Source organism: Microbacterium sp. NPDC090225 (assembly GCF_044772365.1).
Classification (GTDB): Bacteria; Actinomycetota; Actinomycetes; order Actinomycetales; family Microbacteriaceae; genus Microbacterium.
The window spans coordinates 824,994-844,223 of record NZ_JBIVYS010000001.1 but is presented as its reverse complement, the minus strand read 5'-3'; the positions used below and the strand labels follow the sequence as shown (position 1 = coordinate 844,223).

Here is a 19,230-nt window from a genome sequence, read left to right as displayed (position 1 = left end):
CAACTCTTGCAAGACCCGCACGTCCAACCTCATGGCACAAGTGCCTAGGCCGGCTGGCGCCGAGCGTCAGCCCGTGCGAACGCGCGCAGCACCCGTTGCGCGTGTGGACCGCTCATTACCCCCGAGAAATAGAGGGAGTACTCGTGGAGAACTTCTCCGAGACCCAGAACGATCAGGCCGCCCCGGTCGTCGATGCTCCGGCAGCCGCCGGCACCGACGCATCCGCCCCGGCGGCACCCGCCCGCAAGCGCGCACCGCGACGTGCGACGACGGCGACCGCCGCGGCGAAGGCCGAGAAGGCGGCAGAGTCCGCTCCGGCCGCCGACACGGCGCCGGCCAAGGCCGATGCCGCGGGCGACGCCCCTGAGGACGCTCCGAAGTCCAAGGCGCCCCGCCGCAGCCGGGCCAAGAAGGCCGATGCCGAGGCTCCCGCCGCCGACTCCGCCGGCGAGAAGCCCGCAGCCGACACGTCGGCCGAGAAGGCAGCGCCGTCGAAGTCCGCCGACGAGAAGCAGGCGGAGAAGCCCGCCGACACCGCTCCGGCGGATGCATCCGCCGACGCCGCACCCAAGACCACGGGCCGCGGTCGCCGCGCTCCGAAGAAGGCCGCGGAGTCCGACGCGCCGGTCGCAGATGCGCCCGCCGCCGAGTCCGCTCCCGCCGACAACGCTCCCTCCGCGGACAACGCCGGTGACGGTGGCGACAACGGGGACGAGCAGGGCGGTCGTGGCCGGAGCCGCAACCGCAGCCGCAACCGCGGACGCGGGCAGAACGGCTCGGGCGCCACGCAGGAGCCGCAGGCCCAGCCCGCAGGCGACGACGAGCAGGGCGGGAACGGTCGCAACCGTCAGCGCAACAAGCGCCGCGGCGCAGCGCCGACCGACGAGTTCGACACCGAGATCGGCGAGGACGACGTCCTCATCCCGGTCGCGGGCATCCTCGACGTCCTCGACAACTACGCGTTCGTCCGTACGACGGGCTACCTCGCCGGTCCCAGCGACGTCTACGTCTCGCTCGGCCAGGTCAAGAAGTACAACCTGCGCAAGGGCGACGCGGTCGTCGGTTCGATCAAGCAGCCTCGCGAGGGCGACCAGCAGGGACGCCAGAAGTACAACGCCCTGGTCAAGGTCGACTCGATCAACGGTCTGTCGATCGACGACGCGGCGACCCGCGTCGAGTTCGGCAAGCTCACGCCGCTCTACCCGCAGGAGCGCCTGCGTCTCGAGACGGCTCCCGAGAAGCTCACGCAGCGGATCATCGACCTCGTGGCCCCGATCGGCAAGGGCCAGCGCGGCCTGATCGTCGCTCCGCCCAAGGCCGGCAAGACGATCGTCCTGCAGCAGATCGCGAACGCGATCGCGCAGAACAACCCCGAGGTCCACCTCATGGTCGTGCTCGTCGATGAGCGCCCCGAAGAGGTCACCGATATGGAGCGCACGGTCAAGGGCGAGGTCATCGCGTCGACCTTCGACCGCCCCGCCGAGGACCACACCACGGTCGCCGAGCTCGCCATCGAGCGTGCGAAGCGCCTCGTCGAGCTGGGGCGCGACGTCGTCGTGCTGCTCGACTCGATCACCCGTCTCGGCCGCGCGTACAACATCGCGGCTCCGGCCTCCGGTCGTGTGCTCACCGGTGGTGTCGACGCGTCGGCGCTCTACCCGCCGAAGCGCTTCTTCGGCGCCGCGCGCAACATCGAGAATGGCGGATCGCTCACGATCCTCGCCACGGCTCTCGTCGAGACCGGCTCCAAGATGGACGAGGTCATCTTCGAGGAGTTCAAGGGCACCGGCAACAGCGAACTGCGCCTGTCGCGCTCGTTGGCAGACAAGCGCATCTTCCCGGCCGTCGACGTGAACGCGTCGAGCACGCGTCGCGAAGAGATGCTGCTCTCCTCCGACGAGGTCAAGATCACCTGGAAGCTCCGTCGCGCCCTCGCCGGCCTCGACACCCAGCAGGCCCTTGAGGTCGTACTCGGAAAGCTCAAGGAGACGCAGTCGAACGTCGAGTTCCTCGTGCAGATGCAGAAGTCGATCCCGACCCTGCCTGCCGGCGCGCACGACAACAACATCCGCTGAGCGGAGCGTCCGTGTTCGAGTCCGTCCAGGCTCTGATCGACGAGCACCGCCGGGTCCAGGAGGAACTCTCCGACCCGGCGGTGCACGCCGACGCCGCCCGTGCCAAGCGTGTGAATCGCCGCTACGCCGAGCTGTCGAGGATCGTCGCCGCGTACGAGACGTGGGTCGCGGCATCCGACGACTTGGATGCCGCGCGCGAGCTCGCCCGGGAGGACGAGGCCTTCGCGGCGGAGGTCCCCGGACTCGAGGCCGGACTCCAGGCCGCTCAGGAGAAGCTCCGGCGACTCCTCATCCCGCGCGACCCGGATGACGCCCGTGACGTGATCATGGAGATCAAGGCGGGGGAGGGCGGTGCCGAGAGCGCCCTCTTCGCCGCCGATCTGCTGCGCATGTACGTGCAGTACGCGGCGTCGATGGGCTGGAAGACCGAACTGCTCGAGCGCAACGAGTCCGACCTCGGCGGCTACAAGGACGTCCAGGTCGCGATCAAGGGCTCCTCGAGCGACCCGGCGCAGGGCGTCTGGGCGCACCTCAAGTACGAGGGCGGCGTGCACCGCGTGCAGCGCGTGCCGGCGACCGAGTCGCAGGGGCGCATCCACACCTCGACCACCGGGGTGCTCGTGTTCCCCGAGGTCGACGAGCCGGACGAGATCGAGATCAACCAGAACGATCTCAAGATCGACGTCTTCCGCTCTTCCGGCCCCGGCGGCCAGTCGGTCAACACCACCGACTCCGCGGTGCGCATCACGCACGTCCCGACGGGCATCGTCGTCTCCATGCAGAACGAGAAGTCGCAGCTGCAGAACCGCGAAGCGGGAATGCGCGTGCTCCGTGCGCGGCTGCTCGCGAAGCAGCAGGAGGAGCTCGACGCGGCGGCATCCGATGCCCGACGCTCGCAGATCCGCGGTATGGACCGCTCCGAGCGCATCCGCACCTACAACTTCCCCGAGAACCGCATCGCGGATCACCGCACGGGTTTCAAGGCGTACAACCTCGACCAGGTGATGGACGGCGCGCTCGGACCGATCATCGAGTCGGCGATCACGACGGATGAAGAGGCGCGGCTCGCCGCCGTCGGCACCGAGTCCTGACCCGCACGCACCCGGAGCGCTAGGCTCGGCGCGTGATCACATTCTTCTTCCGCACCCTCATCTACATCGTCTCCGCGGGTCTCGGGTTGATCGTCGCCGATCTCCTGCTCGACGGGTTCCAGATCGAGTGGTCGAAGTGGTGGGGCTTCGTGCTCTGCATCCTGATCTTCGCGCTGCTGCAGAGCATCCTGTCGCCGTGGATCAGCAAGATCGCCGACCGCTACGCGCCCGTGCTGCTCGGCGGCATCGGCATCTTCTCGACCCTGGTCGCCCTGATCATCGTCGTGCTGCTCCCGATCGGCGGTCTGCGCATCGTCGATGTGACCGGCTGGTTGCTCGGTGCGGTGATCGTCTGGCTCATCACCGCGCTGGGCACCGTGCTGCTGCCGCTGATCTTCCTGAAGCGCCGAGTGGGTGACGCGCGCGAGAAGCGCGCACGCTGAGCGGATTCAGATCGAGTAGTCCGGCACGGTGAGCAGCGCTCGCGTATCCTCGCCACCGGCGCGCTGACGCGGTTTCGCCGGGACGCCGACGAGGACGCTCTCGGCGGGTGCATCCCGGGTGACGACGGCGTTCGCTCCGACGAAGGAGTGCGCCCCGATCGTCACCGGTCCGAGGATCTTCGCACCGGCTCCGACGGCGACGCCGTCGCCGAGCGTGGGGTGGCGCTTGCCGGTCGAGCGCGAGCGCCCGCCGAGCGTGACCCCGTGGTAGAGCATCACGTCGTCGCCGATCTCCGAGGTCTCGCCGATCACGACGCCCATGCCGTGGTCGATGAAGAAACGGCGGCCGATCCGCGCCCCCGGGTGGATCTCGATCCCTGTGAACCAGCGGGCCAGCTGCGAGTTCGCACGTGCGAGGAAGCGCAGACGCCGTCGCCACAGTGCATGCGAGACGCGGTGCGCCCAGATGGCATGGAGTCCGGGGTACAGCAGGGCGACCTCCGCGGCGCTCCGGGCCGCGGGGTCGCGCAGACGGGCTGCGGCGATGTCCTCGCGCATTCGACCGATCATGCGGTGGGTGTCAGTCCTCGCGCAGGTCTTCGAAGAGCGCGGTCGACAGGTAGCGCTCTCCGGTGTCGGGGATGATGACGACGATCGTCTTGCCCGCGTTCTCCGGGCGCGCGGCGACCTGGAGGGCGGCCCAGACAGCGGCCCCCGACGACATTCCGACGAGAAGGCCCTCCTGCGACATGACTTCGCGGGCGACGCGGATCGCGTCGTCGAACTCGACGGGGATCACCTCGTCCAGCACGTCACGGTCGAGGATCGCGGGAACGAAGTTCGGTCCGATGCCCTGGATCTTGTGCGGGCCGGGGTGGCCCTCGCTGAGCACGGGGGAGTCCTTCGGCTCGACGGCGATGACCTGCACTCCGGGCTTGGCCGCCTTGAGCGCCTGCCCGGTTCCGGTGACGGTGCCACCGGTGCCGACGCCGGCGATGAAGATGTCGACGTCGCCGTCGGTGTCGCGGAGGATCTCCTGCGCGGTGGTCTCGCGGTGGATCTGCGGGTTGGCGGCGTTCTCGAACTGGCGGATCCAGATCGCACCGGGGGTGTCGTCCACGATCTGCTTCGTGACCTCGATCGCGCCGCTCATGCCCTTGGTGGGGTCTGTGAGCACGATCTCGGCGCCGAAGGCCTTGAGCAGCAGACGCCGCTCCTTCGACATCGACGCGGGCATGGTGAGGATCACCTTGTAGCCTCGCGCTGCCCCGACCATCGCCAGGGCGATACCGGTGTTGCCGCTGGTCGACTCCACGATCGTTCCGCCCGGCTTCAGTTCACCGGATGCTTCGGCGGCGTTGATCATCGCGATGCCGATGCGGTCCTTCACGCTCGACGCGGGGTTGTAGTACTCGAGCTTCGCGAGGACGGTGGCGCCGAGGCCCTCGGTGACGCGGTTCAGACGGACCAGCGGGGTGTTGCCGAACGCGGTCGTGATGTCGGAGTGGATGCCGGGCATGGAGGAGCCTTCCTGTGCGGGTCGCTTCGCTCTCAGCCTATGGGAGGGGCACGGGGGAGAGGGCAATGTGACACCCGCCGGGCGCTCTACGCTGGAGATCATGCCCGACACGTCTTTCTCCGCACTCGTCCGTGCGGCCGCTCAGCGCCTCGCCGATGCCGGCGTGACCGATCCCCTCGTCGACGCGGAGCTGCTGGTCGGCCACGTGCGGGGTCTGCGTCGCGGTGAGGTGCAGGCGGCCGTCGTGCGCGGCGACGCGATGACCGCCGAGGACGCCGAGCGGCTCGCTGCTCTCGTGACGCGTCGGGAGTCCAGGGAACCCCTGCAGCACATCACCGGTACCGCGCCGTTCCGGCATCTCGAGCTCGCCGTGGGCCCTGGGGTCTTCGTGCCCCGACCCGAGACGGAGATGGTGGTGCAGCACGCGATCGACGCGCTCCTGCACGCGCCCGATCCGCAGCCGATCGGCATCGATCTCGGCACCGGCAGCGGGGCCATCGCGCTCGCGATGGCGACCGAGGTGCCGCACGCGCGCATCTACGCAGCCGAGCTCTCACCCGAGGCGCACGTGTGGGCGAGCCGCAACACCGCCGATGCCGAGAACCTGACGCTGGTGCTCGCCGACATGGCGGATGCCTTCCCCGAACTCACGGGTGCCGCGAGCGTCGTCATCTCGAACCCGCCGTACGTGCCGGACGCCGCGATCCCGCGCGACCCCGAGGTGCGCCTCTTCGATCCGGCGATGGCGCTGTACGGCGGGGAGGACGGCCTCGATCTCGTCCGCGCGCTCAGCACCAATGCGCTGCGGCTGCTCCGTCCCGGTGGCCTGTTGGTGATCGAGCACGGCGAACTCCAGGGTGCCGACATCCGCGGCATCCTCGAGCGCGATGGCTGGCGTGCCGCGGCAACGCACCGCGACCTCACCCTGCGGGACCGTGCCACCACGGCCATCCGTCCCTGATCCGCTCTCTCGGCGGCCTCCCGTAGAATCGGAACGACATGTCCTCCATCTTCGACTGCGGCGACGAGGCGCAGCTGCTCGCCGGTATGCGCCACGCACGCCAGGCGATCGGCCGCGGTGAACTCATCGTCCTGCCCACCGATACCGTCTACGGCGTGGCCGCCGACGCCTTCTCGCCCGCTGCCGTGCAGCGGCTGCTCGATGCGAAGGGTCGGGGGCGCGATCAGCCGCCGCCCGTCCTGATCGGCACCAAGGAGACTCTGACGGCTCTCGCGGAGTCGGTGCCCGAGCCGGTTCAACGTCTCGTCGACGCGTTCTGGCCCGGCGGGCTGACCATCGTCCTCCCGGCTCAGCCCTCGCTCGTCTGGGATCTCGGCGAGACCCGGGGAACGGTCGCGGTGCGGATGCCCGAGGGGCGCGTGGCGCTGGAACTGCTGGCCGAGACCGGTCCGCTCGCGGTCTCGAGCGCGAACCTCACGGGTCAGGCCGCCGCGATCTCGGCCTTCGACGCCGAGAAGATGCTCGGTGACAGCGTCGCCGTCTACCTCGCCGACGGCATGAGCCGCGACGGTGTCGCATCGACGATCGTCGATGCGACCTCGCTCGTGCGTCCCGTGGAGGATTCGGATGCCGGACGCGTGCGCATCCTGCGCGACGGGGCGATCAGCCGCGAGCAGCTGGAGGAGGTGCTCGGCGATCTGCTCGAGCCCGCCCCGGAGCCGGATTCCGCGGCGTCCGCGCATCGGCAGGACGGGGATTCGTGAAGCAGTACCTCTTCACGATCATCCTGACCGCCGCGATCACCTTCGTGCTGACCTGGGCGGTCCTGCGGGTGAGCCTGCGTTTCAAGCTGTACCCCGAGATCCGCGATCGCGACGTGCATACGCGGCCCACCCCTCGACTCGGCGGAGTGGCGATCTTCCTCGGTATCGCTGCGGCGATGGGCATCTCGGCAGCGAACCCCTTCTTCCAGAGCATCTGGATGCCTCCGCAGACGATGTGGTCGATCCTCGGCGCCGCGTTCCTGATCGCCGTGATCGGTGTCGTCGACGACCTGTGGGATCTCGATTGGATGATCAAGCTCGGCGCGCAGTTCCTCGCCGCCGGCATCCTCACGATCGGGGGAGGGCTGCAGATCCTGTCGCTCCCGTTCGGTGACCTCATCGTCTTCTCGAGCTGGCTGAGCATCACGATCACGATGTTCGCGATCGTCGTGGTCATGAACGCCGTCAACTTCATCGACGGTCTCGACGGCCTCGTCGCCGGAGTCTGCCTCATCGCCAACGGCGTCTTCTTCGCCTACTCCTACATCTTCACGCGTGACTCCGGTGCGTCGAGCTACTTCAACCTCTCGACCTTCATCGCCGCCGTCCTCATCGGCGCCTGCATCGGCTTCCTGCCCTGGAACTGGAGCCCGGCGAAGCTCTTCATGGGCGACTCGGGCGCACTCGTGCTCGGTCTGCTGATGGCCGTCTCCGCGATCTCCCTCACCGGTCAGATGGACCCCTCCGCGCTCGACCCCGAGCGGCTCGGGCGGTCCCAGCTGCTCGGTGCGTTCATCCCGATCCTGCTGCCGCTGATGGTGGTCCTGCTGCCGTTGCTCGACTTCGGTCTCGCGGTGCTGCGCCGCATGCACGCCGGTAGATCGCCGTTCTCGCCGGACCGCAAGCACCTGCACCACCGGATGCTCGATCTCGGTCACCGCGACCGCGACGCCGTGCTCATCTTCTACGCGTGGACGGCCGTGATCTCGCTCGCGGTGCTCCTCATGTACGTCGGCGCCCGCGAGGACTGGCCGGGACAGTACCTTCCCGGTGTGGGATTCGGGGTGGCCGGCATCGCCGCCTGCCTGGTTCTCACGCTGAAGCCCTCCCGACGTGCGATCACCGCAACCTCCGACTCCGACCCGACCCCCGTGGAGCCCTCATGAGCCCGAACCCCGTTTCCAGCACACCGATCCTGCGGCGCACGCTCATCTGGTCGGCCGTCGCCACCGTGGTCCTCGCGATCGCCGCCGCTGTCGTGGGCTACGTCGTGGGTCAGGAGAACGGACTGATCAGCGGCCTGCTCGGTGTGCTCATCGCCGCGGTGTTCCTCGGGATCACCGGTGCCAGCATCCTGATCGCGAACCGGTGGTTCGGAGAACCGCTGTACGTCCAGTTCTTCTTCGCGATCGTGCTCGGCGGGTGGCTGCTCAAGCTGATCGTCTTCTTCCTCGGTGTCATCGTGCTGAAGGACCAGCCCTGGCTCGACCCCGTGATCTTCTTCGTCGCGATCGTCGCCGGCGTGCTCATGTCCCTGGTCGTCGACGCCGTCGTCCTCATGACGATGCGTCTTCCGAACGTGAGTGACGCGTCGCTTCCCTCGGTCGCTCCCGAGGACGTCGCCCCGGGGGCCGCGGCCACCGATGAAGGGCCCCAGAGGTCTTAGGGCCGCCTCATACTCTGATAGTGTTGAAACGTGCCCGCCGCTCGCCCGCGAGCGCTTGCGCTGTGAAGCACACCGACCATCGTCGCCCCGGTTTTGACCGGTGCCCCGAAGCTGGAGCCCGCGCTGTTTAATCTTGCTGCGACCCTGACGCCACGACTTGCCACCGATGACGAGTTCCACGCTCCGTCGATCGCGGAGTTCTTCCCCGATGCGGTGTTCCAGATCGGCGACCTGGTCATCCACCGCATCCACCTGATCCAGTTCCTGGCCACCATCGCGGTCGTGCTGATCCTCTGGCTCGGAACGCGCAACATGCGCGTCGTCCCCGGGCGCTTCCAGAGCCTCGTCGAGATGGGCCTCGACTTCGTTCGGGTCAACGTCGCCGAAGACCTGCTCGGACGCAAGGACGGCCGTCGGTTCCTGCCGATCCTCGCCACGATCTTCTTCATGGTGCTGTTCATGAACATCACGGGAATCATCCCGTTCCTGAACATCGCGGGTACCAGCATCATCGCGGTCCCGCTGCTGCTGGCCGTGGTCAGCTACGTCACCTTCATCTACGCCGGCATCAAGAAGAGCCCCAAGGGCTTCTTCAAGAACTCGCTGTTCCCGTCGGGCGTCCCCCCGTTCCTCTACATCATCGTGACGCCGCTCGAGTTCCTCTCGACGTTCATCATCCGGCCCGTCACGCTGACCCTCCGACTGCTGATGAACATGATCGTCGGGCACCTGATGCTCGTCCTGTTCTTCTCCGCAACGCAGTTCTTCGTCATCACTCTCGGAGGGTGGTGGACGGCACTCGGCGCGGGCACGCTCGCGTTCGGTTTCGCCTTCACCCTGTTCGAGATCCTGGTGGCGTTCCTGCAGGCCTACGTCTTCACCATCCTCACCGCGGTCTACATCCAGCTCGCGGTCGCAGAAGAGCACTGAGCGGGTCGGCAACAACCGCCTTCCCACCCAACGAAAGGAAAAACCCGTGGACGCAACTACGGTTCTCGCTGAAATCTCCGGCAACATCGGCACCGTCGGCTACGGCCTCGCGGCGATCGGACCGGCCATCGGCGTGGGTATCGTCGTCGGCAAGACGATCGAGGGCGTCGCCCGTCAGCCCGAGCTGGCCGGCCGTCTCCAGGTCCTCATGTGGATCGGTATCGCCTTCACCGAGGCGCTCGCCTTCATCGGCATCGCGACCTACTTCATCTTCCAGTCCTGACAGACACCCTCTGCGATAAGGAGACAGGATGCTGAACGCTCTTGTCACGTACGCGGCGGAGGAGGCGGACCACAATCCGCTCATCCCCGCCTGGTACGACATCATCTGGTCGGCGGTCTGCTTCGTCGTGATCCTGGTCGTCGTCTGGAAGGTGGCGCTGCCGAAGCTCTACACCCTCCTCGACGCTCGCTCCAACGCGATCGAGGGCAACATCGCCAAGGCCGACGAGGCCCAGAAGCAGGCCGAGGCGGCTCTCGAGGAGTACACCCGTCAGCTCGCCGAGGCACGCACCGAGGCCGGTGAGATCCGTGAGGCCGCCCGCGAGGACGGCAAGAAGATCGTCGCCGAGGCCAAGGATGCCGCTTCGTCCGAAGCAGCTCGCATCACGGCGACCGCGCACACGCAGATCGAGGCCGAGCGTCAGACCGCTCTCGTCTCGCTGCGCAGCGAGGTCGGCACGCTGGCCATCGACCTCGCCGGTGGCGTCGTCGGTGAGACGCTCTCCGACGATGCACGCGCGACGGCGGTCGTCGACCGCTTCCTCGCCGACCTCGAAGCATCCGAGAAGGCGGCTCAGTAATGGGCAGCGCGACCACTCAGGCACTCGCGGCATCCATCCAGACGCTTGCCGCAGCGAAGGACGTCACCCTCGACACCGCGCGGGAGCTCTTCGCCGCCGCGCACGCCGTGGGCGATTCGTCTCAGCTGAGCGGCGCGCTGGCTGACCCGGCGGCTCCCGCTGCGGCACGGCAGAACGTCGTGACCGCGGTGTTCGGCGGGCTGTCGGCGAACACGCAGGCCGTGCTCAAGACCGTGGTGTCGGAGCGCTGGTCGAACGCCGACGAACTGGTCGACGGCATCGACGAGCTCGCGATCCGCGCATCGACGATCGCGGACGCGGGCGCCGACATCGAGGGGGAGCTGTTCGGCTTCTCCCGTGTCGTCGCTGCGAACCCCGAACTCGAGCTCGCTTTGGGAAGCCGTCTCGGCGGCCAGGACGCGAAGTCGGCTCTCGTCGACCGTCTGCTCACCGGAACGACCAGCGCCCCGGCGGCTCTGATCGTCTCCTCCCTGGTGCGTCAGCCGCGCGAGCGGCGGATCCGTCAGCTGCTCAACCGCGCCATGCGGATCGTCTCCGACCAGCGCGATCGCGTTGTCGCGACGGTCTACAGCGCGAGTGCGCTCAGCGACGCGCAGCGCGCACGCCTCGGCGAGGCGCTCTCACGGCGTTACGACGGTCAGGTAGCGCTCAACGTCGTCATCGACCCGACGATCATCGGGGGTCTGCGCGTGCAGATCGCCGACGACGTGATCGACGGCAGCATCTCCGCACGACTCGCAGACCTTCGCCAGAAGCTCGCGGGCTAACACGACTTCGCGCGGGGAACCGCGCACCCAGATACAAAGGGAAGACAATGGCAGAACTATCGATCAGCCCCGACGTCATCCGTGACGCGCTGAAGGACTTCGCCGCCGCCTACGAGCCCTCCGGGGCCGCGGCGACCGAGGTCGGCACGGTCATCGACGCCGCTGATGGCATCGCGCACGTCGAAGGACTGCCCGGTGTCATGGCGAACGAGCTCGTGATCTTCGCCGACGGCACCAAGGGCCTCGCCCAGAGCCTCGACGAGCACGAGATCGGTGTCGTCGTCCTCGGCGACTTCGCCGGCATCGAGGCCGGACAGGAAGTCACCCGCACGGGTGAGGTCCTCTCCGTCCCCGTCGGTGATGGCTACCTCGGCCGCGTGGTCGACCCCCTCGGAAACCCGATCGACGGCCTCGGCGCGATCGCGACCGAGGGTGTCCGTGCGCTCGAACTGCAGGCGCCGGGCGTCATGCAGCGCAAGTCGGTGCACGAGCCGATGCAGACCGGCATCAAGGCGATCGACGCGATGATCCCCGTCGGACGTGGCCAGCGTCAGCTGATCATCGGCGACCGCCAGACCGGTAAGACGGCCATCGCGATCGACACGATCATCAACCAGAAGGCCAACTGGGAGTCGGGCGACGTCAACAAGCAGGTTCGCTGCATCTACGTCGCCATCGGCCAGAAGGGCTCGACCATCGCTTCGGTGAAGGGCGCCCTCGAAGAGGCCGGCGCTCTGGAGTACACCACGATCGTGGCCGCTCCGGCATCCGACCCCGCGGGCTTCAAGTACCTCGCCCCCTACACCGGTTCGGCCATCGGCCAGCACTGGATGTACGGCGGCAAGCACGTCCTCATCATCTTCGACGACCTGTCGAAGCAGGCCGAGGCCTACCGTGCCGTCTCCCTCCTGCTGCGCCGCCCGCCGGGCCGCGAGGCCTACCCGGGTGACGTCTTCTACCTGCACTCGCGTCTGCTCGAGCGTTGCGCGAAGCTGTCCGACGAGCTCGGCGCCGGCTCGATGACGGGTCTCCCGATCATCGAGACCAAGGCGAACGACGTCTCGGCGTACATCCCGACCAACGTGATCTCGATCACCGACGGCCAGATCTTCCTCCAGTCCGACCTCTTCAACGCCAACCAGCGTCCGGCGGTCGACGTGGGTATCTCGGTCTCGCGAGTCGGTGGTGACGCTCAGGTCAAGTCGATCAAGAAGGTCTCCGGAACGCTGAAGCTCGAGCTCGCGCAGTACCGCTCGCTCGAGGCGTTCGCGATGTTCGCCTCCGACCTCGACGCCGCGTCGCGTCGTCAGCTGTCGCGCGGTGCACGCCTGACCGAGCTGCTCAAGCAGCCGCAGTACTCGCCGTACCCGGTCGAGGAGCAGGTCGTCTCGATCTGGGCCGGAACCAACGGCAAGCTCGACACCCTCGAGGTCGAAGACGTCCTGCGCTTCGAGCGCGAGCTGCTCGACTACCTGCGTCGCAACACCTCGGTGCTCGACACCCTGCGCGAGACCAACGTCCTCAGCGACGACACCGTCGCAGAGCTCGAGAAGCACACGGATGCCTTCGTCCTGGAGTTCCAGGGTGGCAAGGGACACGCCATCGGCGCCCCGGGTCACGAGGAGCACGCCGCTGCTGAGGCAGACGACGTCAACCAGGAGAAGATCGTCAAGGGTCGTCGCGCGTAATCGCGTGAGGTACTGATTTCATGGGCGCTCAACTCAGGGTCTACAAGCAGAAGATCAGTTCTGCTCAGACGACCAAGAAGATCACGAAGGCGATGGAACTCATCGCGGCTTCGCGCATCCAGAAGGCGATGGCACGCGTCAAGGCGTCCACCCCCTTCGCGCGAGCCGTGACGAGGGCCGTGTCCGCCGTCGCGACGCACTCGAACGTCGACCACCCGCTCACCCGTGAGCCCGAGAACATCAGCCGCTCCGCGGTCGTGATCTTCTCGTCGGACCGCGGTCTCGCCGGTGCCTTCAACTCGCAGATCCTCCGTGAGGGTCTCGAGGTGGCGGAGCTGCTGCGCGGGCAGGGCAAGGAGCCGGTGTTCTACCTCGTCGGTCGTAAGGCCGTCGGCTACTTCCAGTTCCGTCGCATCGCGGCGGCAGCGGAGTGGACCGGCGACACCGACACCCCGTCGTTCCACACGGCCGAAGAGATCTCGTCGACTCTGCTCGACGCGTTCTCTCGCGGCGGTGCGGGCGGCGGCGTCGACGAGATCCACCTCGTGTACAACCGCTTCGTCAGCATGATGACGCAGTCGCCGGAGTCCGTGCGTCTGCTTCCGCTGGAGATCGCGGAGGCCGACGAGTCCGAGGCGGGCAGCGCTGTCTACCCGCTCTACGAATTCGAGCCCGACGCCGAGACCGTGCTCGACGCGATCCTGCCGGTGTACATCCAGAGCCGCGTCTTCAACGCCCTCCTGCAGTCGTCTGCCGCCAAGCAGGCTGCGACGCAGAAGGCGATGAAGTCCGCCAGCGACAACGCCGACAAGCTCATCACCGACTACACCCGTCTGCGCAACAACGCGCGCCAGGCGGAGATCACGCAGCAGATCGCGGAGATCGTCGGCGGCGCCGACGCCCTCTCGTCTGGCAAATAGACCATCAGGAAAGAGACGAAGAAATGACCACCACCGCTACGGCTGACCAGCCCGCGACCGCGGTCGTCGGGCGCGTCGCACGCGTCAACGGTCCGGTTGTCGACATCGAGTTCCCGCACGACTCGATCCCCGGCATCTACAACGCACTGAAGACCACGATCACCATCGGTGAGGAGTCGACCGAGATCACCCTCGAGGTCGCTCAGCACCTCGGTGACGAGCTCGTTCGCGCCATCGCCCTGAAGCCGACCGACGGTATCGTCCGCGGCCAGGAGGTTCGCGACACCGGCGAGGCCATCTCGGTCCCCGTCGGTGACGTCACCAAGGGCAAGGTCTTCAACGTGATCGGCGAGGTCCTCAACGGCGAGCCCGGTGAGACCCTCGAGGTCACGGAGCGCTGGCCGATCCACCGCAAGGCGCCCAACTTCGACCAGCTCGAGTCGAAGACCACGATGTTCGAGACGGGCATCAAGTCCATCGACCTCCTCACCCCGTACGTGCAGGGTGGAAAGATCGGTCTGTTCGGTGGAGCCGGTGTCGGTAAGACCGTCCTCATCCAGGAGATGATCCAGCGCGTCGCGCAGGACCACGGTGGTGTGTCGGTGTTCGCCGGTGTCGGTGAGCGTACCCGTGAGGGCAACGACCTCATCCACGAGATGGAGGAGGCGGGCGTCTTCGACAAGACCGCGCTCGTGTTCGGCCAGATGGACGAGCCGCCGGGAACGCGTCTTCGCGTCGCGCTGTCGGCCCTGACGATGGCGGAGTACTTCCGTGACGTGCAGAAGCAGGACGTGCTGCTCTTCATCGACAACATCTTCCGCTTCACGCAGGCCGGTTCCGAGGTCTCCACGCTGCTCGGCCGCATGCCGTCCGCCGTGGGTTACCAGCCGAACCTCGCCGACGAGATGGGTGTGCTCCAGGAGCGCATCACCTCGACGCGTGGTCACTCGATCACCTCGCTGCAGGCGATCTACGTGCCGGCCGATGACTACACCGACCCGGCTCCGGCGACCACCTTCGCCCACCTCGATGCGACGACCGAGCTCTCTCGTGAGATCGCCTCGAAGGGTCTGTACCCGGCCATCGACCCGCTGACCTCGACGTCGCGCATCATGGATCCCCGCTACCTGGGCGAGGACCACTACCGCGTCGCCACGACGGTCAAGCAGATCCTCCAGAAGAACAAGGAACTGCAGGAGATCATCGCCATCCTCGGTGTCGACGAGCTCTCCGAGGAAGACAAGATCGTCGTGTCGCGTGCACGTCGTATCCAGCAGTTCCTCTCGCAGAACACCTACATGGCCAAGAAGTTCACGGGCGTCGAGGGTTCGACCGTCCCGCTCAAGGAGACCATCGAGTCGTTCGATGCGATCACCCGCGGTGACTTCGACCACGTGGCCGAGCAGGCCTTCTTCAACGTCGGTGGTATCGGCGACGTCGAAGAGCGCTGGGCGCAGATCCAGAAGGAGAACGCCTGACCATGGCGCTCAACGTCAGCCTCGTCTCCGCCGACGCGGAGGTCTGGACGGGAGAAGCGAGCCTCGTGATCGCCAAGACCGTCGAGGGTGAGATCGGCTTCATGTCCGGTCACGAGCCGGTGCTGGCCATCCTCGCCGAGGGTCAGGTCCGGATCACCCAGACCGATGGCACCAAGGTGCTCGCGAACGCTCAGGACGGGTTCCTCTCGATGGAGGGCAACGTCCTCACGATCGTCGCCGGCAACGCGGCGCTCATCGCCTAGCAGTCGACTACATGCGTCCGCCTCGGACCCGGTCACCGGGTTCCGAGGCGGACGCATCTGCATTCCCCCGAGGACTCATGAAGATCCTTCTCCCTCCGTCTGAGACCAAGCATCCCGGCGGTACCGGCGAACCGCTCGATCCCGCCGCCCTGGCACTCCCGAGCCTGCAGGCGCATCGCACGGCCGTGATCGACGCGCTCGTCGATCTCGCCGCCGACGAGGATCACGCTCGACGGGTGCTGAAGCTGAGCGCACGCCAGGCGGGCGACATCGCCCACAATCGGATGCTGCGGACCGCAACGACGATGCCGGCGATCGACCGCTACACCGGTGTGCTCTTCGACGCGCTCGACGCGCGCTCGCTCTCCGCGGCTTCTCGCCGTTGGCTGGGGGAGCACGTGTGGATCCACTCGGCGCCGTTCGGGCCGGTCGGAGCGCTCGACGGCATCCCTCCCTATCGGCTCGCGGCGGGCACCACGCTCCCCGGGCTGATCGCGATGCGCCGGCACTGGGCCGACGCCACCAGCGCCGCCCTCGCCGAAGCGGCGCCGGCGTTCGTCCTGGATCTGCGGAGCGAGGCGTACACCGCACTGGGCCCGATCCCGAGTTCCGTCCCGTCGGCCTACGTCCGGGTCGTCACCGACGACGGCGACGGGGGAGCGCGCGCCCTCAACCACTTCAACAAGAAGTCCAAGGGCCAGCTCGTACGCGCCCTCGCAGAGAGTCGCCCGCGGATCGGTTCCGTGCGCTCGCTCCTCTCTTGGGCGTTGAAGCACGACATCGTCCTCCGGCGGACCGGAGACGACAGGGTGCTCGAGCTGGTCGTCACCGAGTGACGCCCGTCCGCGCAGGGGGAGATGTCCCCGTGCGTGTCGTTGCCGCGTTGTTACCGGCACCGCTATGGTGGGTCTCGCGGCGTGAATCGCGTCCGCTCATTCGGATCCGGAGGGGATCATGAACCCTTACTACGACTCGGGATATTGGGCCGCATTCGCGGGCGCCATCATCTTCGGTATCGTCATCGGGCTGGCCGCATACGTCGTCAGTGCCATCTTCATGATGAAGGTCTTCGAAAAGGCCGGCGTCACGGGCAAGTGGCGGGCCTGGGTGCCGGTCTACAACCAGATGGTGTTCTTCAAGCTCGGTGATCTCAGCCCGTGGCTCGTCCTGTACGGTCTTGCAGGCTCCCTGCTCCTGTCCTGGATCGGGATCGGCGCGCTCTTCTCCCTCGCGGTCGGCGTTCTCTCCGTACTCGCCGCGTGGCGGGTCGGCCTGAAGCTGCAGAAGGATGCCGTCTGGGTCGTCCTCTACATCTTCCTGTCCGTCGTCTGGCTCGGTATCAACGCCTTCGACAAGTCCCGGTGGAACCCGAACATCCAGCCCGCTTCCTGGGCAGGCAATGCCTTCTTCGGAGACCGCACCGTCTGGGAGGGGATTCCTGTCCAGCCCTCCGCGGCGGCCCCGCAGCCCGGCTACGGCGCTCCCGGTTACGGCGCTGCCCCGCAGGGCTATGCACCTCCCGCTCCGCAGGGTTATGCTCCGCCGGCTCAGCCCGGGTACGCACCTCCCGCACAGCCCGGGTACGGAGTTCCCGCGCAGCCCCCGGCATCCGCACCGACGACCCCGCCGGCTCCGCCCGCGCCGCCGGCTCCGGCCGCACCGCCGGCTCCGGCCGCACCGCCCGCGACTCCGCCGGCACCGCCGGCCGCTCCGCCGGCCCCGCCCGCTGCTCCGCCGGCACCGCCGACGGACCCGACGCAGCCTCCGGCCTGATCCCTCCCGTGCGAAGAGCCCTCGACCTCATGGTCGGGGGCTCTTCCCGTCTCACGGCGTCTCGGCCCGTCGCCGAGGACCGGTGCGCGACTGGGATAGCGTGAAGTCATGGTCATGTCACAGCGCCGCGTCGGTGCGTCCGGACTCCTCGTCTCCGCCACCGGCCTCGGGTGCAACAACTTCGGGCGCGCCGGCACCGCCACCGAGGCGATCGAGGGCACGCGAGAGGTGATCTCCGCGGCGATCGCGAACGGCATCACGCTGTTCGACACCGCGGACATGTACGGCGCCGTGGCCGGAACGAGTGAGACTCTCATGGGTGAGGCCCTCCAGGGCCGACGCGACAGTGTCGTGCTCGCGACGAAGTTCGGCCACGAACGCGACATGGGCTATGCGTTCCCCGCAGCACGAGGTTCGCGGCGCTATGTCCGCCGTGCCGTCGAGGAATCCCTGCGTCGTCTGCAGACCGACTGGATCGACCTGTATCAATTGCACCTGCCCGACCCCGAGACGCCGATCGCCGAGACGACCGATGCTCTCGACGAGCTGGTCCGAGAGGGCAAGATCCGCTACTACGGTCACTCGAACTTCACCGGCTGGCAGGTCGCCGAGGCCGAGTTCACCTCGATCGCTCGCTCGAGCGGTCGTTTCGTCTCGGCGCAGAACCACTACTCGCTGCTCGCCCGCGCCGCCGAGAGGGAGGTACTCCCCGCCGTGGAGCGCTACGGGCTGGGCTTCTTCCCGTTCTTCCCCCTTCACAACGGGCTCCTCACGGGCAAGTTCACTCGCGATGGTGGTCCCGCGAGCAGCCGGATCATGTCGTCGCGGCGTCACGTGTGGGAGAACGCGCCGTGGGAGGCGCTGGAGGCGTATCGCGTGTTCTGCGACGAACGCGGGATCACGATGGTCGAGGCGACTTTCGGTTGGCTGCTCTCCCGTCCCGCTGTCTCCAGCGTGATCGCGGGTGCGACGTCGGCTGCGCAGGTGGAGTCGAACGCGCGCGCCGGCGATGCGTGGCGGCCCGATGCCGAGGAGCTCGCCGTGATCGATGCGCTCTTCCCGCTGCCACAGGATCCGGGGGCGCAGGTGTGAGCGCGATCAGCGATTCGACTACGATGTGTGAGTACCTCGCGGCCGTCCGATCCGTCGCGGGACCATCGGAGGCAGCACGTGGCTGAGACGACAACGACGACGCGCAGCGTCACGGTCGCGCAGCGCCCGCTGCTGCTCTCCTGGGCGGGCACGACCGATCAGGGGCGTCGTCGCGACACGAATCAGGATGCTTTCCTCGCGGAGTATCCGCTCTTCATCGTCGCCGACGGAATGGGCGGACACGCCGGAGGCGAGATCGCCAGCCGCAGCACGGTCCAGCGACTGCAGGCACTGGTGGACGACGGCTCCGTCGAGCGCCCGGCGATCGAGAAGGCCCTCGAGCTGGCGGTGGCCGACATCGCCGATCATCCCGAGACGACCGACGAAGGAACCGGCACGACGCTGACCGGCGTTTTCCTGGAGATCCAGGACGGCGAGCCGCATTGGGTCTCCCTGAACATCGGCGACTCGCGCGTATACCTCCTGCGCGATGACCGTCTCGTGCAGGTCACCACCGATCACTCGGTCGTCCAGGAACTCATCACGGCGGGGAAACTGAGTCCGGAGGAAGCCGAAGGGCATCCGTACAGCAACGTGATCACACGCGCCGTCGGGGCGAGCGAGCTGACCCCGCCGGACTATCTGACGATCGAGGTCCGTGCCGGCGATCGGTTCGTGATCTGCTCGGACGGCCTCACCAAGGAACTCACCGACTACGGCATCCAGCACTTCCTGCGCGAGAACGCCGAACCGGGACCGGCCGTCGACGCCATGCTCGCCGCGGCCCTCGAGAACGGGGGTCGGGACAACGTCACGGTCATCATCGTGCAGGTGACGGATCCCGCGGACTCCTCCTCCACATCGGACGAGAACGGCGAATAGCTCCGATCTCCTGTGAGCGGAGTCTCTCCGCTCG

The 19,230-nt window shown here is 67.6% G+C and carries 21 protein-coding genes; 19 read left to right on the top strand and 2 right to left on the bottom strand.

All coding sequences use genetic code 11. The features are described 5' to 3' along the window. Positions 1–143 precede the first annotated feature (143 nt). The 3 genes from rho to ACIQTT_RS04170 are packed head-to-tail and all read left to right on the top strand — an operon-like array spanning position 144 to position 3,609. Entirely contained in the window at positions 144–2,075 is a 1,932-nt protein-coding gene (rho, locus tag ACIQTT_RS04180; protein WP_402786405.1) for a transcription termination factor Rho, read from the top strand. 11 nt (positions 2,076–2,086) lie between these two features. Then, positions 2,087–3,166 (top strand): peptide chain release factor 1, encoded by a 1,080-nt coding sequence (gene prfA / locus ACIQTT_RS04175; RefSeq protein WP_402786402.1) that lies wholly within the window; start codon positions 2,087–2,089, stop codon positions 3,164–3,166. A 32-nt stretch (positions 3,167–3,198) separates the two neighbouring features. Then, positions 3,199–3,609 (top strand): hypothetical protein, encoded by a 411-nt coding sequence (locus tag ACIQTT_RS04170; RefSeq protein ID WP_402786399.1) that lies wholly within the window; start codon positions 3,199–3,201, stop codon positions 3,607–3,609. Positions 3,610–3,615: 6 nt separating this feature from the next. Here the strand turns inward: ACIQTT_RS04170 and epsC are convergent, their stop codons facing one another. Next, positions 3,616–4,179 (bottom strand): serine O-acetyltransferase EpsC, encoded by a 564-nt coding sequence (epsC, locus tag ACIQTT_RS04165; RefSeq protein ID WP_402786397.1) that lies wholly within the window; start codon positions 4,177–4,179, stop codon positions 3,616–3,618. Positions 4,180–4,189: 10 nt separating this feature from the next. Beyond that, positions 4,190–5,128 carry a cysteine synthase A gene (gene cysK / locus ACIQTT_RS04160; protein ID WP_402786394.1) on the bottom strand — a complete coding sequence of 313 codons (939 nt, stop codon included), beginning with the start codon at positions 5,126–5,128 and terminating at the stop codon, positions 4,190–4,192. A gap of 100 nt (positions 5,129–5,228) precedes the next feature. Here cysK and prmC point away from each other — a divergent pair, with 100 nt between their 5' ends. The 16 genes from prmC to ACIQTT_RS04080 all read left to right on the top strand — a co-directional run bounded on the left by prmC (position 5,229) and on the right by ACIQTT_RS04080 (position 19,196). Then, a complete protein-coding gene (gene prmC / locus ACIQTT_RS04155) occupies positions 5,229–6,089 on the top strand; it encodes a peptide chain release factor N(5)-glutamine methyltransferase (RefSeq protein WP_402786391.1) in 861 nt (286 codons plus the stop codon). A gap of 38 nt (positions 6,090–6,127) precedes the next feature. Then, positions 6,128–6,853: an L-threonylcarbamoyladenylate synthase gene (locus ACIQTT_RS04150; RefSeq protein WP_402786388.1), complete on the top strand. Its 726-nt coding sequence runs from the start codon at positions 6,128–6,130 to the stop codon at positions 6,851–6,853. Continuing rightward, positions 6,850–8,019, top strand: coding sequence for an MraY family glycosyltransferase (locus tag ACIQTT_RS04145; RefSeq protein WP_402786385.1), 1,170 nt, complete (start codon positions 6,850–6,852; stop codon positions 8,017–8,019). Before ACIQTT_RS04150 ends, ACIQTT_RS04145 begins: the two co-directional genes overlap by 4 nt. Next, a complete protein-coding gene (locus ACIQTT_RS04140; RefSeq protein WP_402786382.1) occupies positions 8,016–8,519 on the top strand; it encodes a hypothetical protein in 504 nt (167 codons plus the stop codon). Before ACIQTT_RS04145 ends, ACIQTT_RS04140 begins: the two co-directional genes overlap by 4 nt. A 123-nt stretch (positions 8,520–8,642) precedes the next feature. Then, on the top strand, positions 8,643–9,449 hold the full coding sequence (gene atpB / locus ACIQTT_RS04135; RefSeq protein ID WP_372491578.1) for a F0F1 ATP synthase subunit A: 807 nt from the start codon (positions 8,643–8,645) through the stop codon (positions 9,447–9,449). A gap of 46 nt (positions 9,450–9,495) precedes the next feature. Continuing rightward, a complete protein-coding gene (gene atpE / locus ACIQTT_RS04130; RefSeq protein WP_045258877.1) occupies positions 9,496–9,732 on the top strand; it encodes an ATP synthase F0 subunit C in 237 nt (78 codons plus the stop codon). A gap of 28 nt (positions 9,733–9,760) precedes the next feature. Next, the gene (locus ACIQTT_RS04125; RefSeq protein WP_247622780.1) at positions 9,761–10,312 is read left to right on the top strand and encodes a F0F1 ATP synthase subunit B; all 552 of its coding nucleotides are present in this window, start codon (positions 9,761–9,763) and stop codon (positions 10,310–10,312) included. Then, the gene (locus tag ACIQTT_RS04120) at positions 10,312–11,100 is read left to right on the top strand and encodes a F0F1 ATP synthase subunit delta (RefSeq protein ID WP_402786377.1); all 789 of its coding nucleotides are present in this window, start codon (positions 10,312–10,314) and stop codon (positions 11,098–11,100) included. The genes ACIQTT_RS04125 and ACIQTT_RS04120 overlap by 1 nt, the downstream gene beginning before the upstream one ends. Before the next feature lie 47 nt (positions 11,101–11,147). After that, positions 11,148–12,788: a F0F1 ATP synthase subunit alpha gene (atpA, locus tag ACIQTT_RS04115; RefSeq protein WP_402786374.1), complete on the top strand. Its 1,641-nt coding sequence runs from the start codon at positions 11,148–11,150 to the stop codon at positions 12,786–12,788. A 20-nt stretch (positions 12,789–12,808) separates the two neighbouring features. After that, entirely contained in the window at positions 12,809–13,708 is a 900-nt protein-coding gene (locus tag ACIQTT_RS04110; protein ID WP_247622777.1) for a F0F1 ATP synthase subunit gamma, read from the top strand. A 23-nt stretch (positions 13,709–13,731) separates the two neighbouring features. Further along, positions 13,732–15,186 (top strand): F0F1 ATP synthase subunit beta, encoded by a 1,455-nt coding sequence (atpD, locus tag ACIQTT_RS04105; protein ID WP_402786370.1) that lies wholly within the window; start codon positions 13,732–13,734, stop codon positions 15,184–15,186. Positions 15,187–15,188: 2 nt separating this feature from the next. Continuing rightward, positions 15,189–15,449: a F0F1 ATP synthase subunit epsilon gene (locus tag ACIQTT_RS04100; RefSeq protein ID WP_247622775.1), complete on the top strand. Its 261-nt coding sequence runs from the start codon at positions 15,189–15,191 to the stop codon at positions 15,447–15,449. A 77-nt stretch (positions 15,450–15,526) separates the two neighbouring features. Then, positions 15,527–16,285 (top strand): YaaA family protein, encoded by a 759-nt coding sequence (locus tag ACIQTT_RS04095; protein WP_402786367.1) that lies wholly within the window; start codon positions 15,527–15,529, stop codon positions 16,283–16,285. Positions 16,286–16,403: 118 nt separating this feature from the next. Further along, positions 16,404–17,222, top strand: a complete 819-nt coding sequence (locus tag ACIQTT_RS04090) for a large exoprotein (RefSeq protein WP_402786364.1) — start codon at positions 16,404–16,406, stop codon at positions 17,220–17,222. Positions 17,223–17,330: 108 nt separating this feature from the next. After that, the gene (locus tag ACIQTT_RS04085) at positions 17,331–18,314 is read left to right on the top strand and encodes an aldo/keto reductase (protein WP_402786361.1); all 984 of its coding nucleotides are present in this window, start codon (positions 17,331–17,333) and stop codon (positions 18,312–18,314) included. A 78-nt stretch (positions 18,315–18,392) separates the two neighbouring features. Next, complete coding sequence (locus tag ACIQTT_RS04080) at positions 18,393–19,196, top strand: PP2C family protein-serine/threonine phosphatase (protein ID WP_402786358.1); 804 nt, start codon at positions 18,393–18,395, stop codon at positions 19,194–19,196. The last annotated feature ends 34 nt before the right edge of the window (positions 19,197–19,230 follow it).